Source organism: Microbulbifer salipaludis (assembly GCF_017303155.1).
Taxonomy (GTDB): domain Bacteria; phylum Pseudomonadota; class Gammaproteobacteria; order Pseudomonadales; family Cellvibrionaceae; genus Microbulbifer; species Microbulbifer salipaludis.
This window is the reverse complement of record NZ_JAEKJR010000002.1, coordinates 1,765,276-1,791,544: the sequence shown is the minus strand read 5'-3', so window position 1 is coordinate 1,791,544 and position 26,269 is coordinate 1,765,276. Positions and strand designations below refer to the sequence as shown.

Below are 26,269 nucleotides of genomic sequence, written 5' to 3'. Positions count from 1 at the left end.
CGGCTTTTTTGTGCCCGCTAGCCGCGGGCTTTTTTATGTCTGCGGATCCGGAAATTTCAGATGGCAGAAATCAGTTACACCGCCACCCGTGAGCTCGTGAGTGGTTCGCCTGAACAGATCATCACGGATTTGGTGAAGTGCGATCGCACTCACCGCTCAGAGGGCAAAGACCACACCGCCCTCAGCGGATTCACTGAGAGCGTCTTTTACCGCATAGAGAATGAGTGGCAGATCACCTCATTGCCGTTCGATCCGGATCAGCTTCCCTACTGGCGCGAATTCGCGGCCAGTTGTGCCAACGGTGAGTACTTTACCTTGGATATTTCCGATATCGCCGGTGGCGCATCAGCGCCGCTGACCTGTCAGCTGAAGCGCAACAGCTTTAAAGAAAGCCGCTACGAGCACTTCTGGTTTCAAGTTTCATTTACTGCGGTGGAGGCATAATCGGTGCGCAACAACTCCGAAACCTTCGACCTGTACAACCAAAACCCCCAGCGCGCCCTGCGCCTGGTGGTGGTGATTGAGTTCCCCACCCCGGTTTACCTGGCAAGCCATGGCGATATTCCCGGCCTGCCCGCGGGTGCGCTGGCGGGCGTGCTGGCCAAGGTGAGCAGCACCAGCCAGCGCCTGCAGCCCGAGGCCGGCCGCGCGGAAATCGGCGCAATCAATTTTGAGCTGGTGGACGTGGGCGGCGTATTCACCGACACCCTGCGCAACCAACTGCAGGCGGGAAACGGCCTCAAGGGCCGCACCGTGCGCCTGTACCAGGGCGGTGCCGGCATGGATTGGGCGGACTTTCGCCTGGAGCAAACCCAGGTGGCCGAGGAGAGCCTGGGCTATGACCACGGCCGCTATCGCGTGCGCTGCCGCGATATTCAGCGGGAAATGCGCAAAGACATTTTTGTGCCGCGCAGCACCCGCCTGGCCGCGGATTTTGCCAAGGGCGCCAGCACCCTGTCCGTGTACAGCACCGCGGATTTTGAACCCTGCCCGCACACCTCGAGCTTTGGCGACGCGCCCGGCCAGACCGTCTATTACCTGAAAATCAAATATCAAAACGGTTGGGAAGTGGTGCGCGCCACCGGCAAAACCGGCACCAGCTTTACCGGCGTCACCCGCGGTTTATTCGGCACCGTGGAATACGACCACACCGTGCCCACCGAGAACGACGACGACAAGGGCATCGAGGTCGAGGAGTTTATTTACCTCGAGCTGCCCGCGCCCGCGCTCGCCTATGCGTTGCTCACCGGCAATATTTTGGGCACCAGCGACGTGCTGCCGAGCAATTGGCACCTGGGGATCGACCCCGCGCACGTCGTGGCGGACGAGTTCGAGAACGTGGGCGCGGACTGGTACAAGCCCGGCGACTATGCCAAGGGCGTGATTCTGCGTTTCGACGGGCTGACCAAAACCGACGGCAAAAAATTCATCGAGCAGGAAATCAACCTGCTGCTGGGCGCCTATATGCCGGTGAATGCCGCCGGGCAATTGGGTTTCCGCCGCATGACCGGCGTGCTGGCCGACGCCGGCACCGTGGCCACCATTACCGCCGACGACGTGGTGAGCCTGGGGGAGCTGCAGCAGGACCTGGCAGCGCTGCGCAATATCTTTTCCATTCAATGGGCCTGGTACGAGGCGCCGGGGTTTGACGGGCGTTTTCTGCGCTCCAATGTGCTGGCGGATGCCGACAGTATCGCCCACCACGGCGAGAGCAAGCCCCAGGCGCTGAAATTCAAGGGCCTGCACAACAGCCGCCACACCTTCACCACGTTAAAAAACCGCTTCGACGCCCTGCGCGACCGCTTTGCCGGCCCGCCCCTGCGCCTGCGGCTGTCGCTGCTGCCGAGCAATAACGATATTGAGGTGGGCGACGTAGTGCGCGTGACCCTGCCGCAAGTGCGCGACTACACCAGCGACGGCACCCTGGACCGCGCCATGGAAGTGCAGCGCGTGAGCGTGGACCAGGTGAGCGGCGGCGTGCAGGTGGAACTGTTCGGCTCCACCCAGAAGGCAGCACCGATTGCCGACGAGGCCGCGAGCACCAGCGCCGAGCTGCCGGACGGCTGGTACAGCACCGCCGGCACCGAAATGACCGCGGCGGGCCTGACCATTGACGGCAGCGGGTTTTTGACCGCCGACGGCACCCTACAGGGCGCCGCCAGCAGCCGCACCATTTTCTATTACCTGGGCGACCTGACGATCCCCGCCGGGCGCACCCTGTTTGTGGCGGATAACGTCGAGCTGCGGGTTATGGGCGTGCTGCAGATTGAGGGTACCCTGCGCGGTGTGCCCAGCAACAGCGGCGCCGGGTTTATCGGCTCCTGCCGCGGCGGCGGCGGCCGTGTGCTGCAGGACCGCGGCATTGTGCGGCAAAACGCCAAGGGCGAGGTGGTCAAGGGGCGCAACGAGATAATGCCGCCGGTCACCATCGACAACGACGGCGGCGAGCTGCTGGGCATCCCCGCGGACCTGCGCGGCAGTGGTGGCGCCAGCGGCGGCACCTCCTACCAATTTCTGAACGGCGACAACAGCTACGAACCCACCGGCTTTGGTGGCAGCGGCGGCCAGGGCGGCGCCGGTGTGGTGGTGGTGGCACGCGGCATTGCCCTGGGCGTGGCCGGTGCCATTGACACCAGCGGCGGCGACGGCCAGCCCGGCTCCCGCACCACCCTGGTGATCCCCAACGGGCCCTATGGGGGCAGCGGCGGCGGCGGTGCGCCTGGCGGCGTGCTGCTGATTGTGGACGGCCACCAGAACCCCCAGCCGGTACTCACCAACAGCAAGCTGGTGGCCTGCTATGGCGACAGCCCCAACAGCCCCGGCAATGCCGGTACCGGCGGCAGCTGCCTGGGCGTGAATGCGGCGCGGGTGTACACGGTGCCGAAAAGCCGCACCCCGTACCCCAACTATGCACAGGACCCGGAAATCGACCCGGCGCTGCAGCAGGCCCTGGCGGAGGCCCAGCAGGCGGCCCAGGACGCGGCGGACGCACAGGCGGATGCCACGGCGGCGCTGGCCGACCTGGACGATATTGCCGCGGATGGCAAGTTGCACCCCAGCGAGAAGCTGCGCGCGGTGCTCGAATACAACGCAATGAGCAGTGAGCAGGCGGGCATCACCGCCAGCGCTACCACTTTTGGCATTACCAGCGAAAAAACCGCCTACACCAGCGCGGTGAATGCGCTCACCAGTTACCTGAACGGACTCACCCCGGACTGGGACAACACCGGCACCACCACCAGCATTAGTCGCACCCTGTGGAATAGCAACTGGCAGGCGGTGTACGACGCGCGCCAGGCGCTGCTCAACAAAATTGCCGATATTGCCGGCTTGCGCGCGGACTGGGCGCAGATTGGCGGTGCCGGCAAGCCCGAGGACGGCGCCACCAAAAACCTGTTGAGCTACGACGAGTACAGCAAGCAGCTGCTGGACGATGGCAACGTGGTGGGCCTGCTGGAAAGTCTGGCCAGCGCCAAAAACCGGATGCTGCGCACCGCCGGCGCGGGGTTTAATGAATCGTTTATCGGTAGCAATTCCGCCGACGACTGGGAGGCCGTAATAGGGACCGCGCGCTACCGGATTGTCGAGGGAGATATTGGCGCTATTTCTGGCGGCAATGTGCTGCGGATGGGCGGCGAGTACAACGATCTGGACGTCGATGGTAATTTGCGCCTGCACTACCGCGAGCGCTTCCCGTTCGACCCGGAAAAGACTTACCGCATCGAGGTGCGGGCAATAGTTTTTAATGAGGGCGACCTGACCCGCACCATCCACCTCGGCCTGTGTGGTTATGATAAGAACGGCGACCTGATGAGCCGCCGGGGCCTGGCAGAAAATGGCTACCAGCATTACTTTGCTGCAGACAGCCTCGCCGCCGCCGGAGACAGCTGGCAGACCTACGTGGCCTACGTGCGCGGCCACGGAGACTACTATCTGGCGAACGGCATCAACCAATACACCCAGGAAAAGCCCGGGCAGATGCACCCGGACGTGCGCTACTTTGCGCCGCTGATTCAGGCCAACCGGGAAGGCACCAGCGGGCGGGTGCAGGTGGATTATTTCCGCGTGGACATCGTGGACGAGGCTGGGCGCATCAACCTGCTTCAGCAGCGCGAGGGTGCGGTATGCCTGTTGCGCGAGGACTTCCGCGAGGAAAACATTGGCGTACCAACAGAAACCAATTTCAACGGGGGCGCGCAGTACACGTTTTCCAGTGAGGTGGCCGCGCGCGGTTACATTCACGCCTTGCTGCGAGATGCCGAAAACGGTGTGCACGTCGGGTTAAATGACGAGGAGCTGGGGGTTTGCGCCGGACCCAACAACGCCACCAAGTGGTACACCTTTGAGGTGGATATTGTGGCCGGCACCAATACCGTGTCGATTTGGTCCAGCAATACCGATGGCGCCACCATATACGGCGTGGTGGCGGTTGCCGGCGGCGCCGGTGATCCGCAGATGTGGCTGGAGGGGCAGAAATACGCCCACGGCTGCGGGCTGATTTTGAATGCCTCCACCTTCACCAATCAAGGAAGCAGCGGCAGCGATGGCGAACTGTATATCCACGGCTACGACGCCAAGGGGGCACCCCAGGACGTGGATGGCTGGATCGTGTGGAACAGCAAGCGCGTGCCAATTCCGCGGCACCAGCTGAACCCCAGCCGCATTGGCCACTATCTGATTGTGGTACGCCTTAATACGTCCGGTAACGGCCTGAACACCTTCACCGGCGGCCAGCAGGTGATCCCGGTGTATGTGGAGCACGGTGTGTATCGCTACCGGTATTACGACGGCAGCACGCAAACCATCGAGTTTACGCCCAACGAGCGCGACCTGGTGATCGGCGAGTTTTACGCCGACGCCGGCGAGCATATCGAAAGCGGCGGCATGTACCAGAACCCGCGCCCGCTGCTGGGCTTTCCGGCGCTCACCAGCGGCCTGAACATGAAAGGCCGCGCGGTGGACCAGCGCACCCTGCCCATGGTGCAGTCGGACCTGGCCAGCATTGCGCTCAGCTCTGTGTGTACCGCGGTGGATGCGGGTAGTACCGCTACCATCAATATCGCCGCGCACGATGTGCAGTTCGGTGGATTCACCGTGGCGTATAACTCCGCCAGCATTACCGGCCTGCAATTTGTCAAAAAATACTATGTGTATTGCGACGATGAGGACTTTGCCGGCGGTGCGGTGACCTACCACGCCACCACCAACTGGGCCACCGCCAAGGGCAGCCCCTACCGGCGTCTGGTGGACGTGATTACCACGCCGTCCGACGGCGGCAGCAGTAGCGGCGGCGGCTGGACGCCACCAGACGAGTGTGTGTGTGCCGATATGTGGCTGCTGGATGGGCTGCAGGCGGCAGACGCGCGCGCCGGTGACCTGATTAGCGTGTGGGAGCCGGGCGACCAGCTGTGGCACGGGCCGATTAAATCCACCAAATTGGTGGAGGACATCGACTGCGTGCGCCTGGTAACGGAAAGCGGGGCGGAGGTGCACTGCAGTACCACCGCGCCGGTGACCGATCGCGACGGCGTTGTGCGCCGCGCCCCGGACACCCTCGGCACCTGGGTGGGCGTGAGCCACCACGGCAGCCACGATGTGACCTGGGAGCGCATCACCCGCGTGGAGCCTATCGGCCAGCGCGCGGTGTGTCGCATCAAGGTGGGCGGTATCAGCTACGCCGCAGGCCGGAACCCCGCGCACCGCATCATCACCCACAACCCGTACTACAAGCCTTAACCGCTTATCCCATCAACCAATCCACACCGCCGCGGCCAGGGAGCTGTCGGCCGCGGTGCTCTTTTGCCTCAAGGAAAGCGAGCGAGATATGACCGTGAGCAATGTCACTTATGAAAACGCCAACGCCGACGTGACCGGGCTGCAGCCCGGCCAGGTGGCGCTGCGCATCACGTCCGGGGTATTCACCGGCGAGCTGATCCGCGTGCAGGTGCTGCGCATCGAGGAGGACGTCAACAAGGACGGCAACGTGGATCAGCTAAACCTGAAAACCACCGGCGCCGTGATCAATACGGACAACACCGTCAAAGCCACCCCGGGCGGGCGCGCCATGGAGTGCCCGGCCAAGGTGGACAGCATTCTGGTGGCGGCCATTGCCGAGGGCACCGTAGACCCACTGGTGCGCCAGGCCGAGGTCACCGACGAATGCGTCTACCGAATGCTAAACCTGGCGGTTTCCATGCAGGCGTGGGAGTCGATCCCCAGCGCCGGCTGATCCGCCCGGATACAGCACCCAATCCCACAACACCAACGAGAGAGCAAAACCGATGAAACCAAAACTTAGCTGGACCCAAGGCGCCGTGGCGCTATTCCTGGTGATTTTACTGTGCGCGCTGGTTGCCGAGCGCGCGGACGCCCGCCCGGTGGTGAGCCTGGGGCACACCGCACTCAACAGCCACAACACCGTGGGGGAAATCGGCTGGCAGTTCGGCGCCGCCCACCAGTGGGAGCTGGCCGCCACCGCCATAGGCCAGGGCCACACCGACCGTGGCCCCATCGACCGCAACTGGATTTATTCAATCAGCCGGCGGGTACAGCCGGGGTGGACGATCCTGGGGGCGCAGAATTACTACCGCCTGGGCGTGTCCTATGTGGACGGCTCGCCGCTGGTGGGGGATATCAATTATCGGCTCGGGGTAGGGCTGCAATGGAGTGTAGTGGCACTCGAATATTTTCATTACTCGAGTGCCGGGATCAATGATCCGAATACCGGTATCGATGGGATCCAGATCCGGGTGCCGTTTTAGCTCAGACTTCCTGGAAGTCGAACAGCTCGCGCGGCTCAACCCCGAGTGTGCGGGCGATGTCTTCCAGCAGATCAAAGCGAGGGCCGTGTATGCCGCGCTCAATGTGGCTCACGGTCTCAACACTGACATCCAGTAGGAACGCCAGATCTTCCTGGCTAATGCCTCGAGCTTTGCGCAGCACCGTCAGTCGCTGGCCGAATTGTTGCTTTAGGTTCCTTTTCATGCCGCGAGGCTATTGCCCGGGGCGGAAAAGCAACACGTAGTTTAACTACGGTTTTTGGTTTTCGCGTAAAGCTTGTGCAGTCCCTCGATCGAGCGCTGAATGTGTAACTGCCAGTCTGTGGGGAGCTGCGCGTAGAGTTTTGCAATGTGGGGCGCGAAGGGGACGCGAGCGAAGTGGTGCGCGTGTTCTTTGCCGTATGCTTCAGCCAGCGAGATACCGACCGCGTCGCACCAGCGAGGCAGGAGGTCGCTCGGTATTCGCTGAACACCGCTCTCCATTTTCGATATTTGTGACCGCGACAAATTGCCCACGCGTTTCCCTGCTTCCGTTGCGGATAATCCTTGCCGCCGCCTTGCCGCTCTCAACCGCTGACCGATCTTACCTGGCACAGAACTCAAACCGCCGTACTGTAATGCCGTGAAATGTGCGCGATTATAGAAACACTGAGTGGATAAGTGTTTCTAATTTAGCGCTTTCCAGCATTGGAACTTAATGAATCACTTTAAAAGCGGTAGATTTGAACTGTTTCGCAGAAATTATCGAAACGATGTTCTAGGTAGCCCATTTTTGCTGCAGTTTGGATGTGCAGTGGTCAGTGTGGGTGGAATTATTTTTCCGCTCTTATTTGTCGCTATTGTGCGTTTGAGCTGACGCTTTCGCAGAGATGTGGTGGGGCTTGGAAGGGTCTATCTCTATGAAGTGGTCAGGGGACGTGATTCCCCTCCGTTCGCTAGAGGCAGTTAAGTATTCCTACTGAATGGAGAATAATAAGATGTTTGCCGCACACGTTAAGCAGCTATACCGAGTGAAGCATCTCAATGTTGGCCTGGAATGGATCGCCATGTGTCCAGACCAGAATGCCAGGCAGGTGCTGACAGAGCTGGTTGGAGAGGAAGTCGGTGCGGTGATCGCCGGCGCAATTCAGACTGCCGAAGCGAAAATGCGAACGGCAAACCGTACCGAGCCGGAAGGCGCATCTGGCCAGGGGCCGCAGCCGCTACGCGGCTAAACGCGGCCCCTGGCGGGCGGGCCGAACGGCGGCAGTCGCGCAGGAGACCGCTGCGCGGACTCCTCAACGCGCGCCTACGCGCCCCCGTTCGGCCCGCCCGAATCAACCTCAGTGGAGGCGACAACCATGAGCGAAGATGTTCCGGCCTACGGCCTGGACGCTGCGCGCCCGGAAATATACGCCCGCTTCGATGCTGGCTGGTCCCCGCCGGTACCGGTGGAGATCCGCGCGGAGCTGCAAAAAGCCCACCTCACAGCCAAGGCCGCAGCGGCCCTGATTGGCGTTCCCGATCTGGCCAGTTACCTCAATGGCGACCGGCAACTCAGCTACAGTGCCTGGCGGCTGCTGTGCCTGTATTCAGGCAGTGTCGAGGGGGTAGGGTGATCATTTTCTTGGCGTCACGAAAATGGTGTATGCCTATACAGGTTGGCGGTGTGGTAATATTCGCGGCCTCAAGGCGCCATGCGGGCTATAAGGGCGCTATCAGCGGGAAGGATTGCCACACTAAAACAGCTAAGTCGTTGTTTTTAAAGACTTGTCGGTCTGCTTGTGGCTCCTGAGGTCGCGGGTTCGATCCCCGTCGGCCACCCCATATTGACCTTCTGGTCCCGAGAACCCGGCTTTATGCCGGGTTTTTTGGTTTTCGGGCGCTATTGTTCTATCGGCTGCCTTTACCGACCCCGGGGCGATCTAGGATAATGCGCGCCAGTTCTCACCTTTCTATTGTCCTGCGGGCCAAGGCTCGGCCCAGGGTTAACCATTTCACGCTTAGGGGAAAAAAGTGACTGAAGTCGTCGAACGCAAAGCAACCAATGTCCATTGGCACGATGGAGACGTAACCCGTGGGGATCGCGCTGCGATGTTGGGCCACAAGGGCGTGACCCTGTGGTTTACTGGCCTGTCCGGTTCCGGCAAGAGCACCGTAGCGGTTGCTGTGGAAAAGGCCCTGACTGCGCGCGGCGTGCTCAGCTACCGGTTGGATGGCGACAATATTCGTCTCGGTATCAACTCCAACCTCGGTTTTTCGGCAGAAGATCGCCAGGAGAACATTCGCCGGGTTGGTGAAATCTCCAAGCTGTTTGCTGACACCGGTGTGGTGGTATTGAGCAGCTTCATCAGCCCCTACGCGGAAGACCGCGCTCTGGTGCGCAAGGTACACGAAGAAGGTGACCTGCCGTTCATGGAGGTGTTTATCGACTGCTCGCTGGAAGCGGCGGAAGAGCGCGATCCGAAGGGGCTGTACAAAAAGGCCCGTGCTGGTGAAATTCGCGGCTTTACCGGAATTGACGACCCCTATGAAGCGCCTACGAGCCCGGAACTTCACCTGCGCACTGACCAGATGAGCCTGGAAGATGAAGTCGAGGCCGTCATCAAGGCGCTGCAGGAGCGCGGCATCATCATTTGATGTCTGTGGCAGGGCATTCCATCAACTGGCACAGCGTCAGTGGGAATGTTCTGCCGTCTGCGCCCATCCGGGGCAATTTTTTGTCGCCGTGCCCCGGAAGTCTCACCTTTGTTCCCTGTGATTTCTCGCTGCTCTCGGTCTGATTTTTGACCGCCCTCGCACACCGAATTTTCTTCGAGTCTACTCCGCCGCCAACTCCCCAACGCTTTTCCCGGCGCCACATATACTGTTGCTGTGCCTGTTTGATTTGAAGAATCGAGCGGCACAGGGAACAAAAGGCGTACGGAGGCGGCTATGGCTTGGAGCACACGGAAACTGTTTGCCCGATTGAATGCGCGGCGAGTAGTGACGGGATTGGTGGCTTCATTTTTTATTCTACTGGGGTTGGGCGGCTGGTTTGTTTACGAAAAGCTGCCAAGAATTCCCGGGGTGCCCAAATCACCGGTAGTCGGCGTGCCACCTGGCGCTCTGGATCACGCCCCGCAACCGGCGTACGCCGGCGACCACCCGCGAAAAACCGGCCGGCCTGCGGAATACTTTCCATTTCCCATTGCCATTGGCGAAACCGGCCCGGTTGAAACCCTGTTTGCGGGGCCGTCTACCTATCCTTTCTTGTGTGGCGAAAACAAGATTACCGGCGCCCAGCCTCTGGTGGACAACCACAAGGGTGAAGGTGTGCCGGTGTTTGCCCTGAATGAAGATGGGCAGCAAACGGATGAAATCATCGGCTACAGTCGAGACTGCAGCCACAGTACGTCGGTCTCCTATGTTTACCGCAGCACAATCGACGGCCAGTTCCACCCTCTGGCAAATGCACAAAATGATATAGACCAGGTAACGGTTAACGGGAAAACCACCGACTTTGTCGTGCGTCTCGAAACCGGCACGATCAACCGATTTTTTTACTCCATAGCTGTATTGCGCGGGGAGGGCGAGACCGCCGAGAAGCCCAATACCAGTAACTGGAATAAGCGGCTGATCTATCAATTCCGTGGTGGTGTGGGTGTGGGGCGTCGGCAGGGTAATGTCAGCCGCAAGGCGATTGTCGAACGGCGAGCAGATCAACTCGCGCGCGGTTATGCCGTGGTTTACTCCACTGCCAATCAAACCAGTAACCATTACAACATCTGGTTGGCGGAAGACACCGCACGCCGATTAAAGAAACAGTTTGCCGCGCTGTATTCCGAGCCACTGTATACCGTCGGCATCGGTGGATCTGGTGGTGCGATTCAGCAGTATCTTTTGGCCCAGAATGCGCCCGGCGTTCTGGATGCCGCGCTGCCGCTGTACTCCTACCCCGATATGGTGAGTCAGACGATTTACGTATTTGACTGCGAGCCCCTGGAGTACTTTTTCGATGTGGTTGCCGCCGAAGACCCGCGCTGGCGCGATGTATCGGAGCGCGAAGCGGTCATAGGCTTGGCGACCAAAGAAGAGTTTGATCATCGCTTTAAGGTACTGGAAAACGCGGCTGCGTTTTTCGATGGCCGTTATCGTGCAACCGCTAACGGTGCATCGGAGTGCGTACAGGGCTGGCGCGGTCTGGTACCGCTGGTCAATAACCCCAATTTTGTGCATTTCAGCAACAGCTTCGCGGATCATGTTGCGGAAAAAACGCACTGGTCGCACTGGGAAGACCTGCGTGATTTTTATGGTGCGGACCAGAACGGCTATGCCAACAGTGCCTGGGATAACCAGGGGGTTCAGTACGGTCTCCAGGCCCTTAAGCAGGGGCATATCAACGTTGATGAATTTCTGCGGCTAAACGCCACCATCGGAGGCTGGAAGGACCCAACGGAGCAGGGCGGCGAAAAACTGTGGTTCATGAATGGAGAGGTTTTTCCCGTGGAGCTCTCTGTGTGGAGCGAACACAACATGAACCTCGGCAGCCTCGACAATCCTGCACCACGCAGCATTGCCAATGTGGCGGCCATCGAGGGTATCTTTCGCTCCGGCCACGTGTTCCTGGGTGATGTGGAAATTCCGATCCTCGATGTGCGGCATTATCTGGAAGGTGAACTGGACATGCATCACAGCCTCGCGTCTTTCTCAAGCAGAGAGCGCATTCGCCGGGCAAGAGGCCATGCTGATAACCAGCTGATCTGGATGAGCCATAAAAGCTATGATCCGATAGATGAGGCGCTGGATATCATTGATCACTGGATGCAAAAAATCATTGAGCATCCAGAACTGGGCGTGGCCGGCAACAAGCCGGTGGAAGCCACGGATCGGTGTTTCGATAAAGATGGCAATGTGATGGCCGCTGGCCCGGGTGTGTGGAATGGCGAATGGAATCACAAACCCGCAGGCGCCTGCATGCAGCAGTACCCGATTTACAGCACACCGCGGTTGATGGCCGGAGCGCCTATCACAGGGGATGTGTTCAAGTGCGCATTGCAGCCGGTGGAGCGTGCGGTCGCGAAGAATCTGTATGGACAAGCAACGGCAAATGTCGTCGAGCGAATCGAGGATCTGCGCAGGATTTTTCCCGACGGGGTGTGTAACTACAATGCGCCCGACATAGGCCGCCCAAAAAATCCCCTGTTCCAGAAGGGGGGCGATGTCATGATCGCGGGGCATCCCGTCAGTGCGGATTATCGCCAGCTGGGTGAAGCGTTTGCGCAGGAAATTGAGCCTGCCGGCGAAGACATTCAGCCAACACCGGTATCCGTCGAAGACCCGGAGGCAGCGGAAAATAATTTGTAAATTTTGGCGCATTTTTTGTTGACACAAAATCGCAGTCGGGTATGATGCGCCTCGCTCTCGGGGGACAAGCCCAGAGCAAAACGGAAACCTTCTCAGGAAGTTACCGAATTGGGTGGTTAGCTCAGTTGGTAGAGCGGCGCCCTTACAAGGCGTAGGTCACAGGTTCGACCCCTGTACCACCCACCACTCCTCGAGGGGAGTGCACTACCGTGGACCGGTAGTTCAGTTGGTTAGAATGCCGGCCTGTCACGCCGGAGGTCGCGGGTTCGAGTCCCGTCCGGTCCGCCAGATACAAAAAAGCCCCTGTTCGAAAGAACAGGGGCTTTTTTGTATCTGGCGGACCGGTGTAACTGAACCCCCGTTCGACCAAATCGCATAGCGATTTAGGACGCCAGAGCGCAGCGGCGGCGCCCGGAGGGTGAGCGGCGTAGCCGCGAATCAGTCCCGTCCCGATATGGCACATGCTGTATCCGTCGGTTCCGCGATCTTTGCAATATGTCCAAAACTAAAATATATTTAGGTCATATGTCCTCTACCTTCAACCCGGAGGCAAAATGGCCAACCCAGCCCAAACCCCACAAACCACCGAAGATCAGGTCCTCCTCGAGGCAACCCTCAACACCGCCAACCACCTGGGCCTGAAAAAGAAAGAACTCAGTGAAATCATCCACCTGGATGATCGTACCCTGCGCCGCCGCAGCGGCCTGGCCCCGCAAAGTGCCGAAGGCCAGCTCGCCCTGTTACTTGTCCGGGCCTATCGCTCCGCGTTTGTACTGATGGGGGGCGAAGAGGGCGCCAAAATCTGGTTCGCCACGGCCAATGGCGCGCTGAATGGCGTCCCCAAGGAAGTCGCTCGCCGCATCGATGGGCTGGTGCGTATCGTCACCTATCTCGACGCCATGCGAGGCAAAGTGTGATCGACCTCGGCGAAAAAATTCGCCAGTCAGCCACCCGCCTGATTGGCCGGCTTTACCGCATCATCGAATCCCAGGAAGAGGTCGCCACGCGAAGTCTCGTCGATAGCCTGCAAAAGCAGGAAGTCTTGGAAAATCTCCTGGAGCAGAGCAAGCCCGCGCGGCTGCCGGGCAGTGAGGATCTTCACTACCTGCTAGCGACCCCATTCCGCTACCCGCCACTGCCCTGGGGTTCTCGCTTCGGCGGCACTGCCGAGAGTGGTATTTTCTACGGCAGCAAAACCATCGGTACAGTGCTCGCCGAGGCCGCTTACTATCGTCTCCTGTTTATCAGCGATATGGAGCAGCCGCCCGCAGCGCCCGTCACCAGCTTCCACCAGGTCTTTTCCGCCAAATACTGCGCCGACCCCGGTATTCGGCTGCAGCAAACAGAGTGGCAAGAACACTGGCCACAAGTCACCCACCCGACCGAATACCGCTATTGCCAGCAACTCGGTGCCCTGATGCGCGAGAGCGGCATCCAGGGGCTGGAAACCCCGTCCGCCCGCGCACTATCCGCGAGGCTGGCTGAACTACCAATCAATGGTGGCGAAGGCATCAATGTTGCCTTGTTCGAACCTCTGGCACTCCTGCGCCGCCCCCCTACCATGGAGGCCGAAGTCACGGCTGAAACGCGCGTCGACCGCGTCACTTTCCTGGTGAAAAGTGGGAGCAGTGTCCACTCAAAATCTTTCGACCGCGAAGCGTTCCTGTCTTCCGGCCAATTACCGCAGCCTGCATGAAGGGGTTGGTGTGTAACGATGCGATACCTCACCGAGCTTAGCGAAAAGGCCTTCCTCGAAGCCGCGAGAAATGTCCCCTATCAACAAATCAATTCTGATCTGTTCCCCGGTATTGATCTCTGGATCCGCCGCGACGATCTGATCGACCCCATTATCTCCGGCAATAAAGCCTACAAACTGCTGTTCAACCTGCTGGAAGCTCGAAAGCAGGGCAATGACACCATCGTTACCTGTGGCGGTGCCTGGTCAAATCACATACACGCCACCGCCGCGGCTGGCCAGCGATTTGGGTTTAAAACCATCGGCATCATCCGGGGTGAAAGGCCCCCGGTTCCAAGTGCCATGCTGCAGGACGCGGAGCGGTTTGGGATGGAGCTGCGGTTTGTGTCGCGCTCCGAGTACCGCAGACGTAATGAACCGGACTTCGTTGGTAGTTTGGGACTGAGCGGGAATGACAGCTGGTTTGTGCCAGAAGGGGGCGAGAACGCACAAGGTGCACAGGGCGTAAGGCTGCTGGGAAAGACAATTGCGGCCACTAGCCCTGTGCGATTTGATGAATGCTGGCTTGCCTGTGGGACAGGACTCACGTTAGGTGCGCTCGCTTCTAGCCTACCGAAAACTACGAAGGCTGTGGGGGTTGCCGTTCTAAAAGCCGAAAGAAGCATCGCGGCTGCGATTGTAGACTGGGGGGGGAGTCTCCCGTCGGGGAGTAATCCTGAATTGATTACCGGCGGGCATTGCGGTGGCTATGGCAAGGTTGATGAATCTTTGATCGCATTTCTTGACGAGGTCGGGCAGCAGACTGGCGTTGTTCTCGACCAAGTATATACGGGGAAGGTGACCAAGGCGCTTGGAGAATTGTGTGAACAAGGCGATAGCAAAATGGGCGAAGGAAGGCGCCAAAGAGTTTTACTGCTACATACAGGCGGCCTGCAGGGAGCTCGGGGGCATCGTCCACGCCGAGGGGGCGAGGGCTCCCGCTGACTAATAAATAGTCTTTGTGGTTGTTGACCGTTCAATCACTATTGCCCAAACCGAGAGTTCGACTCATACCGTTCACTGAGGCATAATCGCCTGTCATTCTTTGCATTTTGGACGATTAGTGACCAGCTTGTTGTCCGAGTCATTACCAAAACTGCACTAGCCCAAATTCGGGCACCTTGGGGGAGCGGTGTCGGAATTCCAAAACATCGGCCTGATCGGCCGCACTGAAAGTGACAGCGCAGTCCTCTCGCTCAAGCGCCTGATGGCCTTCCTGGAGCGAGAGGGTTACTCCGTTGTGCTCGAAAAAAATACAGCCAACGATGTGGCGGGTCACAATGCGCGTGTATCCAGTAAAGACAAGCTCGGGGAACTTTGCGACCTCGTAATCGTTGTCGGCGGCGACGGTAGCCTGCTCGCCGCCGCCCGCGCCCTCGCCAAATTCAGTGTTCCGCTCCTGGGTATCAACCGGGGCCGGCTTGGATTCCTCACCGATATCACGCCCGATGAAATCGAAGAAAAAGTAGGCGAGGTGCTTTCCGGCAAATACATGGCCGAAAGCCGCTTCTTGCTCGATATGTCCGTCACGCGAGATGGTAAGCCAATTGGCAAAGGCTCCTCGCTTAATGATGTAGTCATTCACCCAGGTGAATATATCCGCATGATTGAGTTTGATCTGTTTATCGATGGGCAATTTGTTTATACCCAACGATCCGATGGATTGATTGTGTCGACACCCACAGGCTCAACGGCTTATGCACTTTCTGGTGGGGGGCCAATTATGCACCCAAAGCTTGATGCCATTGTGGTCGTTCCTTTAAATCCCCATGCGCTGAGTAGCAGGCCGATCGTGGTCGAGGGTAGTAGTGAGTTTAAGGTCATCATTGGGGAGCACAATTCTACACACTCCTATGTGACCTGCGATGGACACGATCAGGTAATTACTGAACCTGGAGACGTGATTCGAATACACAAAAAGCCGCATCGGCTCACTTTGATTCACCCGATTGATCATAATTTTTATGAAACCTGTCGTTCGAAATTAAACTGGCAAATAAGTAGTTGAAATCATGAAGCAGAAAGTGTTAATCGTTTTTGGGACTCGCCCTGAAGCAATTAAAATGGCCCCGCTTGTAAAAGCGTTTAAAAAGCGGAGTGAAGTCGATTGTCGCGTATGCGTAACTGCACAGCACCGCTCAATGCTAGACCAGGTCTTAGAGCTTTTTGAGATCAAGCCCCAATGGGATCTTGATATCATGCAGCCTGGGCAGGATCTAACGGACATTACAGCCCGCATATTGATGGGGCTCCGCCCCATACTGAAAGATTGGCAGCCAGATGTAGTACTGGTGCACGGTGATACGACAACCACACTCGCTGCGTCTTTAGCAAGTTATTACGAAAAAATTCCGGTCGGACACGTAGAGGCCGGTCTTAGAACCGGGGATATATACTCTCCGTGGCCGGAAGAAATGAATCGGAAGATAACCGGGGCAGTGGCAACTTATCATTTCGCGCCTACGGCGAGGTCACAGCACAATCTTTTGTCCGAAGGGCATTTCGAATCGACCGTTACTGTTACTGGAAATACAGTTATTGATGCCCTTTTTGAAGTGCTTAATATAATTAAAAATAATTCTGCAACCGAAACGGCGATTTTAGATGTACTCCCTTTTTTACGAGAAAATCGAAAAATCGTACTAATTACCGGGCATCGTAGAGAAAATTTTGGTTCCGGCTTTGAAAATATGTGTCAAGCCATTATAGAAATGGCAGAGAATAATCCAGAAGTTCAATTTGTTTACCCTGTGCATTTAAATCCAAATGTACGTGAGCCGGTAAATCGAATTCTTTCAGGTCAAGAAAATGTTCTGCTTATAGAGCCTCTTGAATATCTTCCCTTTGTATACTTAATGAGTCGCTCTTATCTGATTCTTTCTGATTCGGGTGGGATTCAAGAGGAAGCTCCGTCTTTGGGTAAGCCAGTACTAGTAATGCGCGATACGACAGAGCGGCCGGAAGCAGTAGATGCAGGCACTGTGAAATTGGTCGGAACAAATAAGGCCGTCATGTGCGTCGAAGTGCAGCGGTTGCTGGATGACAAAGAGTATTACCAAAAAATGTCTGAGGCGCACAATCCTTATGGTGATGGGAAGGCCTGTGAGCGAATCGTTCAAGATGTTTTGAGAGCATTCTCTCATAAGAAAGAAAGTTTAGATGTTGTTGGTTAACAATCGGGGGTAAACATGAAAAAAAGTGAAAATTTCAAGTCTTTAACTGTTATGGGGCTCGGCTATATCGGCTTGCCTACAGCTGCTGCATTTGCGTCACGAAAACTGAAGGTTTGTGGCGTTGATGTTAATGAACATGCGGTGAACACAATTAATCAAGGCGAGATTCATATCGTTGAGCCTGAGCTAGATATCGTTGTGCATTCAACGGTTACAGAGGGTTACTTAAAAGCTTCACTTACGCCTGAGAGTGCAGATGCATTTATAATTGCGGTGCCGACACCTTTCAAAGGTAATAAGCAGCCTGATCTTGCCTATATCGAGGCCGCTGCAAGCGCAATCGCCCCGGTATTAAAAAAAGGCGATCTAGTTATTCTTGAATCTACATCTCCTGTTGGTGCGACAGAGCATATGGCGAAAGGCTTGCAGGAATTCCGGCCGGACTTACGGATTCCTGTATCCAATAGGTCAAGCGGCGAGTTTGATATATATATTTCTCACTGCCCGGAGCGGGTACTGCCTGGGCATGTGATGAGAGAGCTTGTAGAAAATGACCGAGTGATTGGAGGCATGACCCCTAAATGTGCCGAAAAAGCAAAAGAGCTGTACGAACTTTTGGTTGAAGGTGAATGCCTACTTACTGATGTTCGTACTGCCGAAATGGCAAAGTTGACTGAAAATGCTTTTAGGGATGTCAACATTGCTTTCGCAAATGAACTTTCAATGATTGCTGATCGGCTAGAGATTGACGTCTGGGAGTTAATCAGTTTGGCGAATAGACATCCAAGAGTAAATGTTTTGCAGCCGGGGTGTGGCGTGGGGGGGCACTGCATAGCTGTAGATCCTTGGTTCATTGTTTCTCGAACGCCTGAACTGGCCAAACTTACACGAGCAGCCAGGGAAGTTAATGACTCCAAACCCGATTGGGTGTTGGAAAAAGTTGGGCTTGAGATAGCTCGAATTAGTCAGCTAAACCCTATAAAAGATGTGAAAGATATTACTGTCGCCTGTTTTGGCCTTGCTTTCAAGCCTGATATAGATGACTTGCGTGAAAGCCCAGCGCTGAACATAGCAGTGAGTTTGGCTGATCGGCATCCGAGTAAATTATTGGTGGTGGAGCCAAATATATCTAAACTTCCGCGGTCGCTAATGCAAAAAGCGGAGTTAGTTGATATCGATAGCGCTCTAGAAAATGCGGATATTATTCTACTGCTTGTAGACCATGCAGAGTTTAAAGAGCAAGCAAGTAGAATTAAGCAGTTTGTCCGGGTAGTTGATACTCGTGGTGTTTTATAGATCTGGTTAGAGCGTAAGATACAACTTCTCCTGCCTTTGTGGGCAGGAGAAATATTTAACCAGATCGGACTAAAGTCCAGCTCAAGTAGGGTTCTAATTTAGAGTCAATGCAATTTATTTGCGAAGTGCGTTGATGGGATGTCCCGAAATCGTTCAAATACCAAGTAAAGGTTTATTAAGAAAAATATGCAAATAAGTGACCCCATAAAAAAACCATCGCTTGCGGCAGTTTACTATAGCATTGAAGAGCTAAATGACTACCTCAGTAATGAGCTCAGGAAAGATGTTAAGCAACGTATTTTGGCAAGTCCCAGCGAGCAAGCATCGTTTTACGATTTTCTGTGTGTGCTCACAAGCCATGGATACATTTATACGCATCATGAGGAAGGTAAACCGGTATTTGAGCGTTTAGATAATTGCGATCCACGTATTATCGAAGCAATCTGGACAAAAGACAAAGAATTTGAATCAAGAATAAACTCTTTGAAGTACAAAGTTCGCTATGAAGAGAGGATGAAAAGAAAGGCGCTGGCTGAAATAAAAAGAATTACAAGTAGCAAAAAATTTAGAATGGTGTCGGCCCTGACGCCTGTTTTTCGTCGGGTCGCCTATCCCGTTCATATGTTTCATATAGTACGCGCAAAGATCTTGTTTGCCTATGCCTCCCGGAAAAGGAGAGTGTTTGCATCATATATATACAAGCTACAACCACACATCGGAAGATTCGATACGGCTGAATCAAAGATCAACTATATCGATAAGTGGATGGTAAAAACACGTAACATCGAAGAGTTAGAAAAATGTTACTGGTCTATGAAGGATGAGCTGCCATCTGTCACTTGCTACGTTGGATGGGCCCTTTGGAGAAATAGAAAGGAAGATCGCCATTTGGCCAACTCGGTCAAGGCGCAGCTGACCTATCTTGGGAAGATGTATGAGTCAAGAGATTTTTCAATTGAAGTTGATGCAAGTGTAGGCCGTGAATCTCTTGGAACTCGTCGTATTTCCGATGAGATAAATCATCTTGAATGCGGCTTCCCACTGCCGGCACGGCGCTTAGCACCAGCTTATTCCCCTGGGTGCAGTGTTTTATACTTGTTACATAATTCCCTGCCGTATAATTCTGGAGGATATGCAACAAGAACCCAAGGCTTGTTGGTGGGAATAAATAGTATCGGTGATTTTGAGGTTTCAGGTGTTTCACGTCCTGGGTTCCCGACGGATCATAAAAAATATATTAGCAAGCCTTTGCCAACTGTTGTTCCATTGAGAGATGTAATTAATGGGGTATGCTATTTTAGGTGTGATCAAAGTACTCGTAAAAGTATTATTACTTTTTCTGATTATGTTGATTCGTATGCGGCGGAAATAGAGAAGCTCGCTACTAAGAAAAGAGTGAGTATTATTCACGCTGCTTCAAATTTTCCGAACGCTTATGCGGCGATCGTTGCCGCCCGCAATCTTGGCATCAAGTCCGTATACGAGGTGAGGGGTTTGTGGGAAATTACTCGACTGTCAAGGCAGAGTGATTGGAGTGACACCGAACAGTTCAAGTACACGGCAAAAATGGAAGCGGAAGCATGCAAGCAAGCCGATAAAGTGATAACTATAACTAATGCTCTTAAAGAGCTGATGGTCAGTAGAGGGGTGCCGGAGGAGAAAATAACTGTTGTCCCTAACTGTGTGCATACCGATAGATTTACCCCACATAATAAGGATGAAGAGTTGGGTAAGCGTTTAGGTATATCTCGAAAGGATGTCGTAATCGGCTATATTGGATCTATTGTCAATTATGAAGGGCTAGATGATCTATTCAAAGCTCTTAGACTGTTGGTTGATAGGGAGGTGGTAAATTTTCACGCTTTGATAGTTGGAGATGGTGCGGTACTCCCTCAGCTCAAAAGGTTAGTCTCAGAACTGCGGCTTGAGAGCTTCGTAACAATAACAGGTCGAGTCCCTCATGAAGAAGTACAAGCATATTATTCATTAGTAGATATTGCACCATTTCCTCGTAAGCCATATGAAGTGTGTGAAAAAGTGTCACCACTGAAGCCATTTGAAGCGATGGCGAGTGAAAAAGCTGTACTCGTATCTAGTTGTGCAGCTTTGACAGAGATTGTTGAGAATGAAAAAACCGGATTAGTATTTGAAAAGGGCAATATAATTGACTTTAGCAGCAAGTTAGAGTCTTTGATCCAAAAGCCTGATCTTAGAGTTTTACTCGGTCAGAACGCAAGGCGTTGGGTGTGTGAAAATCGAGACTGGAAAAATGGAGCCAGTATTGTGAATGAGCTTTATTCAAGCTTGTAGATAGATTGATAGACTTGTTCACTGCAGAATTCGGGGAAGTTTTGGAATATACAATCGTGAACTTTGAGCAACATTCAGTTATTCCGGTGGAGACGTTTCTTCATCGAATATTTCCTGCCGGACTCTATGAGTCAGATAAAAATCGCATTGTCAGAGAGAGAATTTTTAAGCCAAGGAAAGACTGTGAAGAGCTTGCACTTACTCTACCAGTAGACTGGGAAGCTGTTAAAGATTCTTCAGATAGAAATTGGCGTATGCAGCTTCAGGGCTGGACGATGTTCCATCCTGTTATGAATTTTTTTGACTCTTACGAAGATAAGAATGAAATTGTCGATTATTTTCTTGCCATCGCTCGTGACTGGTATGGTCAATACAAAAATGATCCCGATAATGTAACCACTTCAAGAATGCCGTCTAGCTATGCATGGTATGACATGTCGGTAGGGTTCAGGGCGCTAATACTTGCCTTTATGATAAATAGAATTGGCTTCTTTAAAATTCCTTTATCTGAGGCTGATCGAGATATTTTGAGGTGCCTGGCTGAAAAGCACATTGCTAATCTTTCTTCTGAGGAAACCTTTTCTCTTAATAATCACGGGATTTTTCAGATCCATGGTCTTCTTGCACTTCTAACTGTTCTAGGCGCGGATGAGACTGATGACAATGTAGGTTATGCCCTGGCGAGAATGGAAGAGCTTGTTAGCTCCCAGTTTGATGCAAGTGGAATACATTTAGAGCACTCCCCTCACTATCATTTCTATGTCTTATCCACATTCTTAGCGGTTATAAAGTCTGGCTGGTATGCTAGAAGTGATTTAATTGAAGGTAGGATTAATCAGGCGCAAACCAAGAAAAAATGGTTGGTCGACCCTCTGAAGCGTCCAGTATGTGTGGGAGACTCAATTTTGACAGTTCAGGATTCTGTCGATTTTTCTGGTGAGAACTTTCAAGAGTCTTTCTGCATTTCAGATTTCCACGAAAGTGGATACGGAATCGTGCGATCAGCATGGCATAAAGACCCTAATAATTCTTCCATGCTTTTTTTGACAGCTGCTTATCACTCGAAGTCCCATAAGCACCGGGATTGTATGAGTTTCGAGTGGTTCGAAAGTGGTGAGAAAATCATATGTGATAGTGGTAAATATGGATATCGCAGCGATAGGTATAGAAACTATTTTCTCAGCGCTAGAGCGCATAATTCTGTGGAAATTGAAGGATTTGATATTCTAAAAATCAAGCCTTATGGTTCAGCGTTGAACTCCGTAGAGCAAGTGTCAGAAAATATATTTCGTTTTAACGCTAACCTTGACTACCCGGCGATCAAGCATTCTCGAGACATTTATTTTAAGCCTGGATGTTGGGTTGTCGTAGTGGATGATTTGGATTTTGTACGAGAGAGAGGGTTTACCCAGTGGTTTCATTTAGACAAGCGATTCCATATATCTAGTCTGCTTGAGCGCTCGCTATATTGTTTGGATAGTTCTGGAAACGAAATTTACATTGATTGCCTAAACGGTAGTGTTTCTCCGATAATACATTATGGTGACGATAAGAACCTACAAGGTTTTATATCAGAAAATGATTACTGTTTTTCCCCAGCACTAGCTCTTGGGTTTAAAGGCTTTGGTAAATCCGAGAAGCTAGTGACGGCACTCAGTCTTACTGAAGACAATCGCGAAGATGCATTGGCATTTGTGGCTCATCATATTGAGCCTGAACTCTTGAAGAAAACAGTCATTTTAAATGAGAGGTCTAGTAAAAGCATTTTGCCAAATATCCAGCATCAAGTTTATTTGGATGCAAGTGCCTTTAGTCGGGCGTTTGGCGAGAGAACAAATAGGGTCTACATTGATAATGTGCCGTTGACGTTTTACTCTTCTTTTTCTTCTGAGTGCCGGAAAGTAATCTTGATGCTTCCTGGTGCGACCAAGCGCTCCAAGGGAATATATGACTTTCAGCGTCATAGTTGGGCTAACGACTTTAAGGATTTTGATATCATATCATTTTCGGACCCTAGTATTAGAGATGATAACAATATTTCCATTGGTTGGTTCCAGAATTCCGAAAAAGCATATGGGATAGATGCGCTCATAAAATTTGTACAGTTACTTATTGAACGTGACTACTATAAACCAGAGGATATTACAATTTTTGGCTCTTCCGCTGGCGGGTTCGCTGGCTTGAAGCTTGCCAATGAGCTCCCGAAGTGCCCTGTGATCGCTATCAACCCACAACTGTATCTAGAGCGATATACTCCCTCTCATTTTCTTGGCATGTTGGAGTCCTGCTATCCTGGCTTGGATCGAAATCAAGTTGTGAAAAAGTACTCTACAAGACTTTCGGTGAATTTAGATGGCGGTGCTAGAGAGAGTCCTGTTTGTATTTTTCAGAATGTCCATGATGAATCACATTTGCTGAGGCATCTTAAGCCTATGATAAATCGCTACAAAGGCGATATTACAGAATTTAATTTTGGAAGCGGTAGTGTTGTTAGTAAAACTGGATTAAACATTGTCTATTATGATGATCCTGAATTAGGCCACTCTCCACCAAATAAAGAAACGACTCTTAAAATGATAGCGTTAGTCACTCAGTCTATGTATGAGTGACCCTTTTGGAGTTTTTTATTGAAATTAATTTTGATAGGCGCAATGGGAGCTGTGTTGTCTAATAGCTTGGTCTCATACTTCAAATGGTATTATTCAGTTGGAAGCAAATTTCTAAAGAAGGCTTGGCTTGCTACGATTTCGATTGTTCTGGCGAATGTGTTTTCACAAGTTTTTGCAATTCTTGCTTTTTTACTGCCGCTCAAAGTTGTCATATTAGTGGGCACTCAACGTATTCCACGGTACTTTCCTTCAGCGTTTTCTGTATTCGATCATGAGACTTTAATACTGATGCTCGGAGGGCTCTCTGCAGTTTTCTATGTTGTTCATTTGGGTCTTGAAAAGCTTATAGGCGTGTTTTCAGATATATCTACCAAAAAGCTTCTGGCGGCTAATAACAAAGTAGTATTATTTGAAAATCAGGAAGATGTTGCAAAGGATGGGTACTCCAGGTATGCACGGAGTCTGGGTGGGGGCATTCTTATTCTCTTGATATCTGCGGGTATTGCTTATCTTTCATCGTTAGTTTTCTTCATTATACTTGGTTTTGCATTTTTTCTGTGCTCTATCGGGTACTATCTTTGTAGGAGAGACGAAAAATTTTCCAATACGTATCTTTCTAGTTTCGTAAAGGTCGGCGCATCTGTCGGATTTTTGCTGGTATTTCTGTCAATATTGATTTTCTTTTTTACTGGGCGGGAAATTCAACCATTGTCCGCTATTTTAACATTGATTCTGGCGCGGCAGTTGACCGGTAAATCTGTAGGTGCCTTCCATGATATGACCTGGCTGAATAGCAGAAAAAACCAATTGAATGTACTTTTTTTTCATGGTCATGTCTTGCTGCCGAGTTCAAAAAGTCAGGCTGCAGACTTTTGGAGTCACATTAATAAAGATACCCTCAGAGTGATCATTGGTAAGAGTGGTGGAGAGAGATATTCCTTAGGCGGTGAGCCCATGGAGTTTAATTTTCGACAAAGTGGGGTGCCTGATGTTATTGCATTTGATGTGTTTCATTCAGCTTCTGTCGCCGAGGAGGAGCGCGCATCGCTATATTTGAAGATATATGGTGAGAAACGTTCACGCTTGTCCGATCACGAAGCGTTGATACTAACTTTGCAAGAGGGCTTGCCGGTCCCTAATCTGTTGAACGTCGGAAAGCTCGGTGATTTTAAATGGCACCTATTTGATTTTACTGGGCACCGTGAAGTTTCTCGTAAGGAGGCGAGGTTATGCGCTTGGAAAGTTGTGGCAAATATGATGTCCGTTCCACCAAGTTCAGCATTGATTTCAAGCTACACAAGGTCTCGACAAATGATGTGGGGTCAGATAAATGACGTTCTATTTAAGCGTCTAAGTGTAGCGGTTATTGGTGCTGGTTTAGAAGTTCAAGCTCAGCTTGCTAGTTTCTTTCATTGTCGAGAAATTATCTTCCAAAAATTAAGCTCCTTACCACTGGCAATAGTGAATCCTGATTTAAAGGCTGACTCACTATTTGTAAATTTTGAGAAAGAATATGTGTGTGGAAATTGGGGCCGATGGTGCTTGGAGCCAGTGGGGGCAGGTTGGCCTCTAGATGATTGGGCCTTGGATAAGCTGCCAGAAGCTGTCGAGCTGGCTAGATCCCGCAGGGATGATTTAAAAGATGTTGGGATTGCCAGTGTTACACTTTCTGCATTCATATATGAGTTTTTAGCCCTCTGCCAAAGGCAGAGTTTTAAAGAAGCTTTGGTTTTACTTCCACAGATTAATTCTATGCTACAGAATAGTAGTACGGATCTTGAAGCTGTAAATTAAACGACGCAATAGAGGTGGTAAAGTTGACAGCGGTATCCATGCTTGTTTGGAATGAATTTACTAACGATGCTAGAGTCTTAAAAGAAGCGCAGACACTGCAAAAAGCTGGCTATGTTCTAACTATACACGCGCTCCACACGCCTGGCGTCACCGAACATGTTGAGGAGTTGGCTGGCGGCATAAGAGTTAAACGAATATCTCGAAGTCCGCTATGGCGATTGAGAAACAGGAAAAGTTTTCAGCGCCAGGGCAGTGCTAGCTCCAAAAACCATAGTATTCCAGTGACGCCTTTGCGGCAGGGACTTAGGATTCTAGCGAGGCTCTGGACACATTTTGGGCTGTTGTTAAGCATAGTTAAAGCAAGACCTGGTGTAATCCATGCCCATGACGTGAACGTGCTGCCGACGGCATGGGTTGCTTCGATAATTTGCCGGATACCCCTAGTATATGACGCACACGAGATTAGCACTGATCGTGAAGGCTATGTAAACTTTCGCAAAATTGTCGGCTGTGTTGAAAAATTCATTATGCCTAGAGCCGCAGGTTGTATTACAACAACCGATGCCAGGTCGAAGTTTTTCGCGAGAGCGTATGGAATTGATCGTCCGTTAGTTTTGCAAAATCGCCCGAGATACACGTCTGTCGAAAGAAATAGTACGATTCGTGATTGCCTTAAGCTGACTAAGTCATGGCCAGTTGTTTTGTACCAAGGAGGCTTACAGCAAGGTAGAGGATTAGAGAAATTTGTGCGATTAGCCTCTGAAATTCCGAATGCCTATTTTGTGTTAATTGGCGGGGGGCGCTTAACCAGTCATTTGTTAAGTGTCGTCGAGGATTGTAAATTAAACGAAAGGGTTTTTTTCATTCCGACAATAACACTGAATGAACTCCCAAAGTTTACAGCATCTGCAGACATTGGTGTGCAACCAATAGAAAATACCTGTCTGAACCACTTCACAACAGACTCCAATAAGCTATTCGAGTATGTTATAGCCGGGCTACCCGTCGTGGCTAGCCATCTTCCTGAGATCGCTAAAGTTGTACAGGAGTTCAAACTTGGGCTTCTTGCATCTCCAGAAGGTAAAGAGGAATTGCGGGATGCCATAATCAAGCTGGTTGATGATGAATCATTACGGAAAAAGTTTAGTGAGAACGCTTATAAAGCTGCCTTAAAGTTGAACTGGGAAGTGCAAGAGGGTGAGCTTGTAAAGCTTTACAATAAAGTTGTTGCTGCGGAAATACTTTAAT

General features: G+C 52.5%; 20 protein-coding genes and 2 tRNA genes. 20 read left to right on the top strand and 2 right to left on the bottom strand.

Going from position 1 to position 26,269, the window contains the following annotated elements; translation table 11 throughout:
- Nucleotides 1–60 precede the first annotated feature (60 nt).
- The 4 genes from JF535_RS13170 to JF535_RS13155 all read left to right on the top strand — a co-directional run bounded on the left by JF535_RS13170 (nt 61) and on the right by JF535_RS13155 (nt 6,761).
- The gene (locus JF535_RS13170; RefSeq protein ID WP_207002896.1) at nt 61–444 is read left to right on the top strand and encodes a hypothetical protein; all 384 of its coding nucleotides are present in this window, start codon (nt 61–63) and stop codon (nt 442–444) included.
- A gap of 3 nt (nt 445–447) precedes the next feature.
- Complete coding sequence (locus JF535_RS13165; protein WP_207002895.1) at nt 448–5,736, top strand: hypothetical protein; 5,289 nt, start codon at nt 448–450, stop codon at nt 5,734–5,736.
- Between the two features lie 88 nt (nt 5,737–5,824).
- Nucleotides 5,825–6,229, top strand: a complete 405-nt coding sequence (locus JF535_RS13160; protein WP_207002893.1) for a hypothetical protein — start codon at nt 5,825–5,827, stop codon at nt 6,227–6,229.
- Between the two features lie 52 nt (nt 6,230–6,281).
- A complete protein-coding gene (locus tag JF535_RS13155) occupies nt 6,282–6,761 on the top strand; it encodes an acyloxyacyl hydrolase (protein ID WP_207002891.1) in 480 nt (159 codons plus the stop codon).
- Between the two features lies 1 nt (nt 6,762).
- Here JF535_RS13155 and JF535_RS13150 read toward each other — a convergent pair whose 3' ends face one another.
- Both JF535_RS13150 and JF535_RS13145 read right to left on the bottom strand, forming a co-directional pair.
- Nucleotides 6,763–6,984 carry a helix-turn-helix domain-containing protein gene (locus JF535_RS13150; protein ID WP_207002889.1) on the bottom strand — a complete coding sequence of 74 codons (222 nt, stop codon included), beginning with the start codon at nt 6,982–6,984 and terminating at the stop codon, nt 6,763–6,765.
- Between the two features lie 41 nt (nt 6,985–7,025).
- Nucleotides 7,026–7,373 carry a helix-turn-helix domain-containing protein gene (locus JF535_RS13145; protein ID WP_207002887.1) on the bottom strand — a complete coding sequence of 116 codons (348 nt, stop codon included), beginning with the start codon at nt 7,371–7,373 and terminating at the stop codon, nt 7,026–7,028.
- Between the two features lie 383 nt (nt 7,374–7,756).
- Here JF535_RS13145 and JF535_RS13140 point away from each other — a divergent pair, with 383 nt between their 5' ends.
- The 16 genes from JF535_RS13140 (at nt 7,757) to JF535_RS13065 (ending at nt 26,268) form a co-directional block, all read left to right on the top strand.
- Entirely contained in the window at nt 7,757–7,993 is a 237-nt protein-coding gene (locus JF535_RS13140) for a hypothetical protein (protein ID WP_207002878.1), read from the top strand.
- Nucleotides 7,994–8,119: 126 nt separating this feature from the next.
- A complete protein-coding gene (locus JF535_RS13135) occupies nt 8,120–8,377 on the top strand; it encodes a hypothetical protein (protein ID WP_207002876.1) in 258 nt (85 codons plus the stop codon).
- A gap of 397 nt (nt 8,378–8,774) precedes the next feature.
- Nucleotides 8,775–9,398 carry an adenylyl-sulfate kinase gene (gene cysC / locus JF535_RS13130; protein ID WP_207002874.1) on the top strand — a complete coding sequence of 208 codons (624 nt, stop codon included), beginning with the start codon at nt 8,775–8,777 and terminating at the stop codon, nt 9,396–9,398.
- 294 nt (nt 9,399–9,692) lie between these two features.
- Complete coding sequence (locus tag JF535_RS13125) at nt 9,693–12,104, top strand: DUF6351 family protein (RefSeq protein WP_207002873.1); 2,412 nt, start codon at nt 9,693–9,695, stop codon at nt 12,102–12,104.
- A gap of 110 nt (nt 12,105–12,214) precedes the next feature.
- A tRNA-Val gene (locus tag JF535_RS13120) sits at nt 12,215–12,290 on the top strand.
- Between the two features lie 25 nt (nt 12,291–12,315).
- Nucleotides 12,316–12,392: transfer RNA gene (locus tag JF535_RS13115), tRNA-Asp, on the top strand.
- A 266-nt stretch (nt 12,393–12,658) separates the two neighbouring features.
- Nucleotides 12,659–13,021 (top strand): MbcA/ParS/Xre antitoxin family protein, encoded by a 363-nt coding sequence (locus JF535_RS13110; protein WP_207002870.1) that lies wholly within the window; start codon nt 12,659–12,661, stop codon nt 13,019–13,021.
- Nucleotides 13,018–13,800, top strand: a complete 783-nt coding sequence (locus JF535_RS13105; RefSeq protein WP_207002868.1) for an RES domain-containing protein — start codon at nt 13,018–13,020, stop codon at nt 13,798–13,800. Before JF535_RS13110 ends, JF535_RS13105 begins: the two co-directional genes overlap by 4 nt.
- 18 nt (nt 13,801–13,818) lie before the next feature.
- Nucleotides 13,819–14,784: a 1-aminocyclopropane-1-carboxylate deaminase/D-cysteine desulfhydrase gene (locus JF535_RS13100; RefSeq protein WP_207002866.1), complete on the top strand. Its 966-nt coding sequence runs from the start codon at nt 13,819–13,821 to the stop codon at nt 14,782–14,784.
- Between the two features lie 187 nt (nt 14,785–14,971).
- A complete protein-coding gene (locus JF535_RS13095) occupies nt 14,972–15,847 on the top strand; it encodes an NAD(+) kinase (protein ID WP_207002864.1) in 876 nt (291 codons plus the stop codon).
- Between the two features lie 4 nt (nt 15,848–15,851).
- Nucleotides 15,852–17,012: a non-hydrolyzing UDP-N-acetylglucosamine 2-epimerase gene (gene wecB, locus JF535_RS13090; protein ID WP_207002862.1), complete on the top strand. Its 1,161-nt coding sequence runs from the start codon at nt 15,852–15,854 to the stop codon at nt 17,010–17,012.
- A 15-nt stretch (nt 17,013–17,027) separates the two neighbouring features.
- On the top strand, nt 17,028–18,308 hold the full coding sequence (wecC, locus tag JF535_RS13085) for a UDP-N-acetyl-D-mannosamine dehydrogenase (RefSeq protein WP_207002860.1): 1,281 nt from the start codon (nt 17,028–17,030) through the stop codon (nt 18,306–18,308).
- 186 nt (nt 18,309–18,494) lie between these two features.
- Nucleotides 18,495–20,618, top strand: coding sequence for a glycosyltransferase family 4 protein (locus tag JF535_RS13080; RefSeq protein ID WP_207002857.1), 2,124 nt, complete (start codon nt 18,495–18,497; stop codon nt 20,616–20,618).
- A gap of 41 nt (nt 20,619–20,659) precedes the next feature.
- Nucleotides 20,660–23,227 (top strand): heparinase II/III domain-containing protein, encoded by a 2,568-nt coding sequence (locus JF535_RS13075; protein ID WP_207002854.1) that lies wholly within the window; start codon nt 20,660–20,662, stop codon nt 23,225–23,227.
- Nucleotides 23,228–23,245: 18 nt separating this feature from the next.
- The gene (locus tag JF535_RS13070) at nt 23,246–25,021 is read left to right on the top strand and encodes a hypothetical protein (protein WP_207002852.1); all 1,776 of its coding nucleotides are present in this window, start codon (nt 23,246–23,248) and stop codon (nt 25,019–25,021) included.
- A gap of 23 nt (nt 25,022–25,044) precedes the next feature.
- The gene (locus JF535_RS13065) at nt 25,045–26,268 is read left to right on the top strand and encodes a glycosyltransferase family 4 protein (protein WP_207002850.1); all 1,224 of its coding nucleotides are present in this window, start codon (nt 25,045–25,047) and stop codon (nt 26,266–26,268) included.
- The last annotated feature ends 1 nt before the right edge of the window (nt 26,269 follow it).